Below are 11,587 nucleotides of genomic sequence, written 5' to 3'. Positions count from 1 at the left end.
GCCTTGGGGAGGCGGTGCTGTTCCGCAACTGGTTAGGATGCTCAACCATAGCCCCACCAATAGACCAGAGAACCAGCGTTGCCACCGTTGCATTGCCAGGACTCCTAAAGCGGTGGCAGTTCAGACGTGCAAGCACGACAGCGACTAGCCTTGAGGGGCACAGACTCTAAGCAGTAGGGACACTCCCGTTGTTCGGGTGCAGGGGTTTTCTTGGGTAGCAAGGGCAAAATCAGCTTCAGGAGAATAAACAGGCTCAGGGCAATCACCCCAAAGTCAAGTAAGCTGCCCAAAAACTTGCCAATTCTAAGCCCTGACCCGAGCGTGAGTTCGCGCCAGTCACCCCCAGGAATCAGAGGATTGACCAAGGGCATGATCAAGTCTTCCACAACGGAAGTGACCATGCGGCTAAAGGCACCGCCCACCACGACAGCGATCGCCAGATCAATAACATTCCCCTTCAGGGCAAATTCGCGGAACTCCTGCCAAAATTGCTTGACCTGTCGGCGGTTTAGTCGCGCCATGCCCACTCCTCAGTAATACACAAAAATTAACATTTATCTTCATCAATGACCAAAATTTTATCGATTCCGCTAGCCAACGGGCAAACTCTAGGCTAACATTGTAGATCCAGTCAGAAAGTGTTCGAGCGATCGCTGGTATGATTGCGTATGGCACCCACTTCTGCCCGCTTGACAACTCACTATACACCGCCACTTTCGTTAAAGGAGCTAGGAAAACACTCGCATGGTCAATCAGAAAAAAACGTTAGACGTGGGCTTTACGCATGCTGATTTTGCAGCCTTACTGGACCGGTACGATTACCACTTCAATCCCGGCGACATTGTTGCTGGCACCGTCTTTAGCATCGAACCAAAGGGTGCCCTGATTGACATCGGTGCGAAAACCGCCGCCTATATCCCCATTCAAGAAATGTCTATCAACCGGATTGAGAGTCCGGAAGAGGTACTGCAACCCAACGAAACCCGCGAGTTTTTTATCCTGGCGGATGAAAACGAAGAGGGGCAGCTTACCCTCTCAATTCGCCGCATTGAGTACATGCGGGCTTGGGAGCGCGTTCGCCAACTCCAAGCCGAAGATGCCACTGTTCGCTCCCAGGTCTTTGCCACCAATCGTGGGGGTGCCCTTGTCCGCATTGAAGGGCTGCGGGGCTTTATTCCCGGTTCCCACATCAGCACTCGTGTCAACAAAGAGGAGTTGGTGGGTGAAGAACTCCCCCTGAAGTTTTTGGAGGTCGATGAAGAGCGCAACCGCCTCGTACTCAGCCACCGCCGTGCCCTTGTCGAGCGCAAGATGAACAAACTGGAGGTGGGCGAAGTGGTGGTTGGAACGGTGCGTGGGATTAAGCCCTACGGTGCCTTCATTGACATTGGTGGTGTCAGTGGTCTGCTGCACATTTCTGAGATTTCCCACGATCACATTGATACCCCCCACAGTGTTTTCAATGTCAATGATCAGGTCAAGGTGATGATTATTGACCTTGATGCTGAGCGGGGTCGGATTTCCCTTTCCACGAAGCAACTGGAGCCAGAACCCGGTGATATGGTGAAAAATCCCCAGTTGGTCTATGAAAAAGCTGAAGAGATGGCAGAGCGCTATCGGCAGCAGCTCCTGCAACAACAGCAGCAGGCCGCAGGAGAGACCCCTGAGGAAGGGATGGAAGACATTCCCGAAGCCACCGAAGACGATTCGGCTGCACCGATTCTTCAAGAAGCCTAGGATGTCCCTTGCCCTCACCCTTGGGGATCCAGCGGGTATTGGCCCAGAAATTCTCCTGAAAGCCCTAGCTCACCTGCCCTCAGAAATGTTAGGGCAGTTTTTTATTGCGGGTACAGGCCAAGTATTAGAGGAAACCTATGCTCGCCTATGTCAACAGGGACAGGTGGCCATTGATCCTGCTCAGCTTCAGATATGGGAGCATCCCCTCGACGAGGTGATTGTGCCGGGGCGTCCCAGTGTTGCCAGTGGGGCTGCTAGCTTTGCCTATCTCAAAACTGCCCTTCAGCGGGCGATCGCCGGCGAGGTGGCAGGAATTGTGACGGCACCGATTTCTAAGGCCAGCTGGCAAGCGGTCGGTTATACCTTTCCCGGTCAAACTGAAGTGCTGGCTCACTTTACAGGAACTGCCCATGTGGGCATGTTGTTCCTGGGGCGATCGCCTGTGACTCACTGGGTGCTGACTACTTTACTCGCGACTACCCACATCCCATTGCAAGCGGTGCCTAGGGCACTGACCCCCGAACGCCTCAATGAAAAGCTCGCGCTTCTTATCCAGTTTCTGAGGGAGCGGCGACATCTAGAGCGGCCTCGCATTGCCATTGCTGGATTGAATCCCCACAGCGGTGAGCAGGGACACCTAGGCCAAGAGGAAGTGACTTGGCTGATTCCATGGCTTGCAGCAGCCCAGCAGCAGTATCCCGAAGTTGAACTGATTGGTCCTGTGCCCCCCGATACCCTCTGGATTGGGGCTGCCGATGCGTGGTGGGGACGTCCTGCCCCAGCCCCCGCCTACGATGCCTACCTTGCTCTTTACCATGATCAGGGATTGATTCCGGTGAAGATGCTCGCCTTTCGGGAGGCAGTAAATACGACAATTGGCTTGCCTTTTATTCGCACGTCCCCAGATCACGGTACGGCCTTTGACATCGCGGGTACAGGGGTAGCAGACCCACAGAGTTTTTTGGCGGCGATCGCCTGGGCACAAGCTTTGAGCAAAGGATCGGTTTTCCCTCTCACGCCCGCCTAAAGTGCCTTTGATAGAATGCAACTAGATAACAAACCAAAGGGTCAAGCGTTGCCATTGTGGTTGTTGCTGTATCAGGCAGGGTCGTATGGGATTCTTTGATTCAGAAATTGTTCAACAGGAAGCACAACGTCTGTTTCAGGACTACCAGCAGTTGATGCAGCTTGGCTCCGAGTACGGCAAATTTGACCGTGAAGGTAAAAAAATTTATATCGAGAAAATGGAAGAACTCATGGACCGCTACCGTATTTTTATGAAGCGGTTTGAGTTGTCCGATGACTTTATGGCGCAGATGACCATCAAACAACTGGAAACTCAACTGAGCCAGTTTGGGATGTCGCCCCAAAGTATGTTTGATCAAATGCATCAAACCCTTGAGCGCATGAAAGCCGAAGTGGAACGCCAACCCTAGGGGAGAGGGCAAGTGTTACTCTGCAATCTGGACGGGGTAATTACGCCGGAGGCTTCGATTTCTGTTTTTGATCGCGGATTTCTTTATGGTGACAGTGTTTACGAGGTTGTGCGGACCTACGGCGGGGTTCCCTTTGCCCTGCCAGAGCACCTAGCACGATTGCGCGCCTCAGCCGCCTATCTCTACATGACTGTGCCCTGGTCTGATGAGTACATTACCCAAGAAGTTCAACGCACGTTAGCGGCTGCCCCAACAGGAGAATACTACATTCGGATTGTGGTGACCCGTGGTGGCGATCGCCGCATTGGCCTATTGCCAGAACCGACCACCCAACCGCGGTTATTGATTGTGTTGATGGCGATCGCGCCCGAACCAACGTTGAGCGAACAGGGCATTCGCCTTGCCATCGTTAAGCGGCAACGCACAAGTACTGCTGCCCTTGATCCGGCAGCCAAAACGGGCAATTACCTCAACAATATCTTGGCCCTATTGGAGGCACAGCAGGCGGGTTTTGAGGACGCCCTGCTTCTCAATGCCCAAGGACAGATTACCGAGGCCACGACCAGTAACCTCTGGATTGTCCGTGATGGTGTCGTCGAGACACCCCCCACCGCCGTTGGCATACTCCATGGAATTACGCGAGCGACGCTGTTGCAGATCGTTGCAGACTTGGGTATTCCCCATCGGGAAGTGGTTCTTACTCCACAGGACCTAGCAGGAGCCAGTGAGGGCTTTCTCAGTTCCTCGGTGCGCCTTCTAATGCCGATTCGCCAAGTGAATGAGATGGTGTTTCCGGCTTGCCCGGGACCTGTGACCCAACAGCTATGGCGAGAATTATTAGCAGTGATGGAAAAGGCGGCGGCCTAGATCGTCTGCCAAAGGCGCGATCGCGAGGTGCCCTGCAACTGCTCATGGGTTTCCCGCAATAGCCGCGGAATCTCCAAGCGACTGGGACAGCGAGGCAAACAATCGCCACATTCAGTACAGCGATTGGCGGGCTGTCCCGCAAACCAATGGCCGGCCCGGCCAAACATCCCATAGCGATATTTGCCAAATTCCGTCATGTCGTAGGCAACGGCCAAGTTGCGAAGCCGCAATACTTCAGGGATGTGGATTTCCTCTGGGCAGGGCAGACAGGCATAGCATTGGTGACAGAGATCGCTGCCTAGGGCTGCCTGCATCGCCGCTTGTAGGCGATCGCCCACGGCTTGCTCTGCGGGACTCAGGGGATCGACCTGATCGGCCACCGCCAAGGGAAAGGCCAACTCGGCAACGGTGGCAGGCCCAATGCTCAAGGTGGTGATGGCAGGCTGGCTCAGCAACCAGCGATAGCTCCAATGGAGCGGGTGAAAAGGAGCACAGAGATCTTGGAGCCGTTGGGAAGGCTGGTAGAGCTTTCCCCCTTTGTCGGCTGGGGAAATGATGAAAATGCCTAGATTCCGCTCAGCAGCAGCAGCGATCGCTGGGGCATTGCGTTGCTGAAAGTAGGTGTAATGCAGATTCACAAAGTCAAATTGATTGCTGGCGATCGCCGGCAAAATCACAGACAACGATCCATGACTGGAAAAACCCAAAGCGCCAATTACCCCCTTTGCTTGCAATTGCCGCAGCATGGCCATCCCTTCACTGCTCAGCCACGCCAGATGCTCAGGGGTATTCACTCCATGGAGGGCGACACCGTCTAAGCGTGAGAGTTGGAGACGCTCAAGGGATTGCTCAATTTGTCGCTGGACATGATCTGCATCCCCTTGGGGCAATAGTTTGGTGGTGATAAAGACAGCGGGCTGCCCCAATGCCTTAAGGGCACGGCCAATGTAGGCTTCACTGGCACCGTAGGCGGCGGCGGTTTCAATATGGTTAATGCCGTGGGCGATCGCCTCCTCAATGACCGCCTGCATCACCTCTGGGCTGCCCAAGGCACGCATCGTTCCCAGGGAAAACACCGAGAGGTCTAACCCCGTGCGACCAAAACGGCGGTAACGCATCCTAGCCTGCGGAGGAATCCTCCTCCATTCCCCGCCCCTGCTGAATAAAATCTTCAGGGCGAATTGAATCTAAAAAGCGGCGAAAGGCTTGGCGTTCTTCCTCGTCTGCATCGCGATCGACGGGAATCGAGGCATCGGCAACCACTGCTTCCATCACCCAAATCGGGCAATCACAGCGCAGGGCCAGCGCGATCGCATCGCTAGGACGAGCATCAATGTCTTTACGCGTTTCTCCTTGGCGCAGCGTCAGCACCGCATAGTAGGTGTTGTCTTCGAGGGAGTGGATGACCACCCGCTCTAGGGTCATCTTCCATTCGTTGAGGATATTTGCCATCAGATCATGGGTCATCGGTCGCGGTGCCCGTTGATTTTCCAAGGCCATTAAAATTGCCCGCGCCTCACTATCACCAATCCAGATGGGGAGTGCTCGCCGTCCAGCACCGTCTTTGAGCAACACAATTGGTGTGCGGCGGTTAGTGGCATCGAGGGCAATCCCAGCAACAGTCATTTCAATCATGGCCACCTCAGCGAGCGCAATGGCGGTGCATTTCCTTCTATTATTAACATACAGTCCTTCTCACAAAGATGGCACACCCCCACCAGACTCCCTATGGGAGAAGTCATGGCGGGGCGACGCGAGACTCCACACCCTAGCAAAAGGCTGACAGACAACTGTCCATGAGCAGTGGCAACTAGAACTTTTTGACTTTTTGTTTTGACTTTTGGACACTTCCTTCTCGGTACACTAAAAGTACTGTTTTTACTATTTTTGGTATTTAGACGGCTATGATTGCTTCCCCAATCCCGATCTGCATTACGTTGGGTACGCGTCCGGAGGCAATCAAATTGGCACCGGTTATTCAAGTCTTGCAGCGATCGCCCCTGTTTGCCCCGTACGTTGTTCTCACTGGACAGCATCGCGAGATGGTGGATCAAGTGATGGCACTGTTTGACCTACGGGCAGATCGGGACTTAGCCATTATGCAGCCAAAGCAAACCCTGACTGAAATTACCTGCCGTGCCCTCCAAGGCCTTGAGCAACTCTACCAAGAACTCCTGCCCCGTCTTGTTTTGGTACAGGGGGATACGACAACGGCCTTTGCCGCTACCCTTGCCGCCTTTTATCAGCAAATCCCTGTCGGTCATGTGGAAGCGGGCTTACGCACTAACGATCTCTATCATCCCTATCCAGAAGAAGCCAACCGCCGTCTCATTTCCCAATTGGCGCAGTTGCATTTTGCCCCTACGGCACAAGCTGTCAAGAATCTTCAGGCCGCCGGGGTCACGGGTACCATTCACCTGACGGGCAATACTGTCATTGATGCTCTGCTGCAGGTGGCCGATCGCCAACCGGTGTGCCCTGTCCCCGGCCTTGACTGGGAACAATACCGTGTCCTCCTTGCCACCGTTCACCGTCGTGAAAACTGGGGTGCCCCCCTAGAAGACATTGCCAATGGCTTCCTGAGGATCTTAAACACCCTTCCCGATACTGCCTTACTCTTGCCCCTGCATCGCAATCCCACGGTGCGTGAACCCCTCAAAGCCTATTTGGGACACCATCCCCGTGTTTTTCTTACGGAGCCCTTGGACTATCCCACCCTGGTGGCGGCGATGAAGGGATCAACCCTCCTACTCACGGATTCCGGTGGCCTACAAGAGGAAGCCCCTAGTCTCGGCAAACCAGTACTGGTGTTGCGGGAAACCACTGAACGGCCGGAAGCGGTCACCGCTGGCACCGCTAAACTAGTGGGTACCTTTGCGGATAGGATTGCAGCAGCAGCAATTGAACTGCTGACGGATCCAGTGGCCTACAACCGTATGGCAACGGCGATTAATCCCTTTGGCGATGGTCATGCTAGCGATCGCATCCTTGAGATTGTGACCCAGTTTTTTGCCCAGCAGACCCAGTAGACAAAGTAAGGAGCAACCGTTCACTGAGGATAGCAATGACAATGTTCTGGGCAGGAATTTGGGTCACAGGTTGGCTGGGCTTGGTGCTGTTAATTGCAGAACTGATCCACGCTTGGTTTCCCAACGCCAAGGAATGGTCACGGAAAGTGGTTCACATTGGCGCAGGTCAAGTCATCCTGATTGCCTACGCCCTCGGGGTACCCACGAGTTGGGGAATTGTAGCCGCAGCAATCGCTGGTATAGTGACACTGCTGTCGTATCGCGTGCCGATCTTTCCCAGTATTAGTGGCGTGGGGCGACAAAGCTGGGGCACCTTTTTTTATGCGGTGAGTATTGGCACATTAATGGCGCTCTTTTGGAAGACGCTGCCGGAACTGGCGGTTCTGGGAATTTTAGTGATGGCTTGGGGCGATGGCTTGGCTGCCCTTGTGGGAATGAACTGGGGACGCCATCCCTTGCCGGTAACCAGTAAAAGCTGGGAAGGAACTCTGACAATGTTTTGGGTGAGTACTTTGGTCGCGGCCCTCTCCCTCATCCCCATTGCCGCTTTGGCGTCCCTCTGGATTGCCCCTTTAGTGGGTGTGGGTGCAACCCTCTTGGAACTGATTGCTTGGCGAGGGATTGATAATCTGACCGTTCCGATCGGTAGCGCTTTGCTTGCCTATGGGTTACTCAGTCTGAGTTCATTTTAGGCAGGGTCTTCTCGATAAACTGGCGAGCGATCGCGATCGCCTCCCCGTTAATTTCATGGGCCATCGGTAGGGCATGAAATGCTCCCTTCACTCCCGCAGTTTGCAGGGCCTGCCAACTGGCTTGGGCACTGGCAAAGGGCACCACAGGATCCGCTGTGCCATGGATCATCAGCACCGGCGGCGAGGTGGCTGTCACCCCTGGGGGCCGGACTAAATAGCCGCTAAAGACTAATAACCCCGCCAAGGGCAAGGTTAAGCCCACCGCCAATGTCAGGGCTCCCCCTTGGGAGAATCCCCCTAAAATTGTGCAACTGAGGTCAATGGGCAAGCTGGCAATCCACTCCCGCAGTGCCGCTTCGCTGGTGGCTAGATCCGTGGCTCGCTCATCGAGCAGTAATGAGCCACTGAGGGCATTGTGCTGACTCAGGTCATACCACATCCGCCCTTGAGTCACATAGGGATGGGGAAAGGGGGCTGCCGCTGCGTAGATCTGAGCGCGGGGAGCCAGCAACGGACCAAGGGAAATCAAGTCTGCGGCATTGGCCCCCAACCGTGGAGCAACAGGAGGGTGTGATCTGCCGCGATCGGTGGATCGGGAAAGGCAAGAAATTCGAGGGTTGCCATACTAGACGGGGTTGAGTTCCCTGGCCGGCGCCGCCCCACCGGGATAGGTGAGACTCGATTCAATCATCTCCCGTCCCTCGGTACACACATAGTCAAAGAAGGCCTGGGCCACCACCGACAGTTGTTTGCCAGCGGGATAGACCAGATGCCAGTGCCGCTGAATCGGGAAATGTTCGACATCGAGAATCGTCAACTGGCTGGACTCGCGATCCAGGGCCAAGCAGTGGTGAGACAGGACAGAAATTCCCAAGCCACCGGCGATCGCCTGCTTAATGGACTCGTTACTCCCCAGTTCAAGGCGGATATTAATTGGCACACCGTGCTCTGCAAAGAGCTTCTCCACAGCTTGGCGGGTGCCCGATCCCTGCTCCCGCATAATAAAGGGCTCTCCCGCCAGCTCTTGGATCGGGATTTTACTGCGGCCACTGAGGCGATGGTGACTGGGGGCAACCACCACTAAGGGATTATCCAAAAAGCGGTGGCACTCCACATCCACATTGTCTGGCGGGCAACTGGGGATATAGAGATCGTCCATATTACCTCGGATACGCTCCACCACCTGCTCGTGGTTGGTGACGGTCAACGCCACATCAATCCCTGGATAGCGCTGGCAAAAGGGCCCCAGCAGCCGAGGAATCACATATTTGGCCGTGGTAATCACACACAGCCGCAGGTGTCCCTGCTTGAGACCCTTGAGATTGGCAACGGCCATTTCAAAGCGCTCAAGGCGTTCAAAGATGTCTTGGCAGGTGGCCAGCAGTTCCTTGCCAGCTTCCGTGAGATAGAGCCGTTTGCCCACTTGCTCAAAGAGGGGCATACCAACGGCACGGGTCAACTGCTTCATTTGAATCGAGACGGTGGGCTGCGTCAGAAAGAGTTCCTCGGCAGCTCGGGTAAAACTGCCGTGGCGAGCAGTGACCTCAAAAACCTTAAGCTGATGTAGGGTTGCTTGTTTCAAACCCATTCTCCTTTCGTCAGCGATAGGGCTACATAGACGAAATTCTATCAAATTTCGTGCCACGATAACGAAATGTGAGGAATCTCAAGGCAAGAATGATGATCAAAGGGCACTTAAATCCGGTAGTGAGCGATCGCCTGCGGGGGGGAAAACACCTGTGGAACGAATGGCGGCGAATTTATCCTCAGCTTACTGTAGATTTCAGCGAAATGAATCTTACGGGTATGGATTTGCGGGGCTATGACCTGCGGGGCTGTAATCTCAGCGGTGCCTGTCTGCGGGAGGTGAACCTTGCCCAGGGAGATTTGCGCTTTGCCAATTTGCATGGAGCGGATCTGACGGCGGCTAACTTCAATGATGCGGATTGCCGAGGGGCGTTGTTCTTAAAAACTGTGGGCGATCGCGCCACTGCCCAGCGGGCAAATTTTCAACTGGCTAACTTGCAGTACGCCCGTTTTAGCTATGCCGATTTCTCCTGGGCCACCCTTGAGCAGGCGGATTGTCGCCACAGCCATTGGTGCGAAGCGGATCTCAGCCATGTCCGCGCGGCAGCTAGCGACTTTTCCTTTGCCCTGTTGATGGGTGCTAGCCTCAATGAAGCAACGCTGCGGTTTGCGCAATTGGTGCGGGCTTCCCTTGAGGGGGTTCAGGCCTATCGCTGCAACTTCTATGGGGCCAACTTAGCCTATGCGGGGCTGACGCGGGGGTATTTTTCCCACGCCCTTTTTGTGCGTGCCAACCTCAGTCATGCCATCTGTCGCTGGGCGAATTTTCGCCATGCCAATCTCCAGCAAAGCCAGTGTGAGCAAACGGACTTTCACTACAGCCTGTATGTTACCTAGGGGTTATCCTACATTTCTGACTGCAGGAGCGCCACCGCATAGGCAGCAATGCCCTCTTCACGTCCCACAGGCCCTAATTTTTCATTGGTGGTGGCTTTGATACTAATTTGGTCGCGATCAATCCCTAGGGTGGTTGCTAGGCGATCGCGCATCTGATCGAGGTAAGGTTTCAACTTCGGACGCTCCGCCACCACAACAGCATCGATATTGCCCACCTGCCAGCCCCGCTCGGCAATGAGCGCGGCCACTTTTGCCAGCAGCACTTGACTATCTGCCCCTGCCCACTGCGGATCACTGGGGGGAAAGTAATGACCAATATCCCCAAGGCTGAGGGCACCCAAGAGGGCATCCATAATTGCATGGGTGAGGACATCGGCATCGCTGTGTCCCAAGAGTCCGAAGGCGTGCTCTAGCCTGATGCCGCCTAAAATCAAGGGACGCTCCGGAATCAGCCGGTGAATGTCGTAACCATTGCCAATGCGGATCTTCATCACTGCTGCATCGGAAATAGAGAGGGGCGATCGCCGGCGCCACCGCCCTCTATTGTTACAGAGTCTTCTACCTTAGCCAACCTCGGATATTCAGATATTCACTTCACTGAGTTGGCGGCACATGTAGTCAAAGGGCTGTTCAACAATACTGGTGTCTTCAATGCCAGCAGCAGCCACGCGATCGCGCACAATCTCTTTCATGATTTGAATGCCGCGCACCGTTGGTCCAATGGGCACGCCAAGGGAGTTGTAGGTTTCCCGCAAACCTTCGAGGACACGCTCGTTGAGGACATCCACATCCCCGGCCACAATGGCATAGCTGGCATAGCGCAGGTAGTAGTCCATATCCCGTAGGCAGGTGGCGTAGCGGCGTGTGGTGTAGGCGTTGCCGCCGGGTTGAATCAGTTCCGGCTGCTCTGTAAAGAGGGCAGAAGCCGCTTCCTTAACGATGGCGGCGGCATTGGCATTGATCACTGCTGCCGCCTTCACCCGTGCCGCACCGGAATTAAAGTAGGAGCGTAACCTGTCAACAGCATCGCGATCGAGGTAGCGACCGGTGGAGTCATAGTTTTTAATGAGTGTGGTGACGGCATCACGCATAGGTTTTTTTACTCCTAGAACTGGTAAAACTAGCGTCAACCCGAACGCCAGCCGAAGTTGTGCGGATCTAAAATCGTACTTAGCTTACCACGCTAGGGTTTCCCTGCCTTCGCTCCCGTTTACGGACTGTTGCGAACTATTACAAAAGTTCATAATTTTAGGGGTGCCCCACCAGGCGATCGCGCAAACGCTTAATTTGATCGCGGTAGCGGGCAGCCTCCTCAAAGGCCAATTCTTGGGCAGCCGCCTTCATTTTCGCCTCAAGGTCTTGGATCAGTTGGGGAATATCCTCTAGGCTCAGTTCCTGTAGG

Annotated in this window: 15 protein-coding genes; 7 read left to right on the top strand and 8 right to left on the bottom strand. The window is 54.6% G+C overall.

Going from position 1 to position 11,587, the window contains the following annotated elements; all coding sequences use genetic code 11:
• Positions 1-104: 104 nt before the first annotated feature.
• Complete coding sequence (gene mscL / locus H8Q75_RS05505; RefSeq protein WP_297040885.1) at positions 105-521, bottom strand: large conductance mechanosensitive channel protein MscL; 417 nt, start codon at positions 519-521, stop codon at positions 105-107.
• 223 nt (positions 522-744) lie between these two features.
• Here mscL and H8Q75_RS05500 point away from each other — a divergent pair, with 223 nt between their 5' ends.
• The 4 genes from H8Q75_RS05500 (at position 745) to H8Q75_RS05485 (ending at position 4,040) form a co-directional block, all read left to right on the top strand.
• On the top strand, positions 745-1,737 hold the full coding sequence (locus H8Q75_RS05500; RefSeq protein ID WP_297040884.1) for a 30S ribosomal protein S1: 993 nt from the start codon (positions 745-747) through the stop codon (positions 1,735-1,737).
• A gap of 1 nt (position 1,738) precedes the next feature.
• A complete protein-coding gene (gene pdxA / locus H8Q75_RS05495; protein ID WP_024125311.1) occupies positions 1,739-2,764 on the top strand; it encodes a 4-hydroxythreonine-4-phosphate dehydrogenase PdxA in 1,026 nt (341 codons plus the stop codon).
• Positions 2,765-2,849: 85 nt separating this feature from the next.
• Positions 2,850-3,173 (top strand): DUF1825 family protein, encoded by a 324-nt coding sequence (locus tag H8Q75_RS05490; protein ID WP_297040883.1) that lies wholly within the window; start codon positions 2,850-2,852, stop codon positions 3,171-3,173.
• Positions 3,174-3,185: 12 nt separating this feature from the next.
• Entirely contained in the window at positions 3,186-4,040 is an 855-nt protein-coding gene (locus tag H8Q75_RS05485) for an aminotransferase class IV (protein WP_297040882.1), read from the top strand.
• On the opposite strand, the gene H8Q75_RS05480 is transcribed toward H8Q75_RS05485, so the two are convergent.
• Both H8Q75_RS05480 and H8Q75_RS05475 read right to left on the bottom strand, forming a co-directional pair.
• A complete protein-coding gene (locus tag H8Q75_RS05480) occupies positions 4,037-5,158 on the bottom strand; it encodes an aldo/keto reductase (protein ID WP_024125309.1) in 1,122 nt (373 codons plus the stop codon). The genes H8Q75_RS05485 and H8Q75_RS05480 overlap by 4 nt on opposite strands.
• A 1-nt stretch (position 5,159) precedes the next feature.
• Positions 5,160-5,675, bottom strand: coding sequence for a bifunctional nuclease family protein (locus H8Q75_RS05475; RefSeq protein WP_024125308.1), 516 nt, complete (start codon positions 5,673-5,675; stop codon positions 5,160-5,162).
• 269 nt (positions 5,676-5,944) lie between these two features.
• On the opposite strand from H8Q75_RS05475, the gene wecB reads away from it, so the two are divergent.
• Together wecB and H8Q75_RS05465 are read left to right on the top strand one after the other, a co-directional pair.
• Positions 5,945-7,069, top strand: a complete 1,125-nt coding sequence (gene wecB, locus H8Q75_RS05470) for a UDP-N-acetylglucosamine 2-epimerase (non-hydrolyzing) (protein ID WP_024125307.1) — start codon at positions 5,945-5,947, stop codon at positions 7,067-7,069.
• 35 nt (positions 7,070-7,104) lie between these two features.
• The gene (locus H8Q75_RS05465) at positions 7,105-7,761 is read left to right on the top strand and encodes a diacylglycerol/polyprenol kinase family protein (RefSeq protein WP_041429172.1); all 657 of its coding nucleotides are present in this window, start codon (positions 7,105-7,107) and stop codon (positions 7,759-7,761) included.
• On the opposite strand, the gene H8Q75_RS05460 is transcribed toward H8Q75_RS05465, so the two are convergent.
• Together H8Q75_RS05460 and H8Q75_RS05455 are read right to left on the bottom strand one after the other, a co-directional pair.
• The gene (locus H8Q75_RS05460; protein WP_297040881.1) at positions 7,742-8,290 is read right to left on the bottom strand and encodes a dienelactone hydrolase family protein; all 549 of its coding nucleotides are present in this window, start codon (positions 8,288-8,290) and stop codon (positions 7,742-7,744) included. The genes H8Q75_RS05465 and H8Q75_RS05460 overlap by 20 nt on opposite strands.
• A 96-nt stretch (positions 8,291-8,386) precedes the next feature.
• The gene (locus H8Q75_RS05455) at positions 8,387-9,343 is read right to left on the bottom strand and encodes a LysR family transcriptional regulator (RefSeq protein WP_024125304.1); all 957 of its coding nucleotides are present in this window, start codon (positions 9,341-9,343) and stop codon (positions 8,387-8,389) included.
• 95 nt (positions 9,344-9,438) lie between these two features.
• Here H8Q75_RS05455 and H8Q75_RS05450 point away from each other — a divergent pair, with 95 nt between their 5' ends.
• Positions 9,439-10,185 carry a pentapeptide repeat-containing protein gene (locus H8Q75_RS05450; RefSeq protein ID WP_024125303.1) on the top strand — a complete coding sequence of 249 codons (747 nt, stop codon included), beginning with the start codon at positions 9,439-9,441 and terminating at the stop codon, positions 10,183-10,185.
• An 8-nt stretch (positions 10,186-10,193) separates the two neighbouring features.
• Here the strand turns inward: H8Q75_RS05450 and ispF are convergent, their stop codons facing one another.
• From ispF to H8Q75_RS05435, 3 genes are all read right to left on the bottom strand, one after another.
• A complete protein-coding gene (gene ispF, locus H8Q75_RS05445; protein ID WP_024125302.1) occupies positions 10,194-10,676 on the bottom strand; it encodes a 2-C-methyl-D-erythritol 2,4-cyclodiphosphate synthase in 483 nt (160 codons plus the stop codon).
• 90 nt (positions 10,677-10,766) lie between these two features.
• Positions 10,767-11,276, bottom strand: coding sequence for an allophycocyanin subunit beta (gene apcB, locus H8Q75_RS05440; RefSeq protein ID WP_024125301.1), 510 nt, complete (start codon positions 11,274-11,276; stop codon positions 10,767-10,769).
• A 157-nt stretch (positions 11,277-11,433) separates the two neighbouring features.
• The coding region (locus tag H8Q75_RS05435; RefSeq protein ID WP_365970754.1) for a UvrB/UvrC motif-containing protein at positions 11,434-11,587 on the bottom strand (154 nt) is incomplete at its 5' end.

This window comes from Thermosynechococcus sp. OHK43 (genome assembly GCF_014466085.1).
In the GTDB taxonomy this organism is placed as follows: Bacteria; Cyanobacteriota; Cyanobacteriia; order Thermosynechococcales; family Thermosynechococcaceae; genus Thermosynechococcus.
This window is presented reverse-complemented; position numbering and strand designations above follow the sequence as displayed.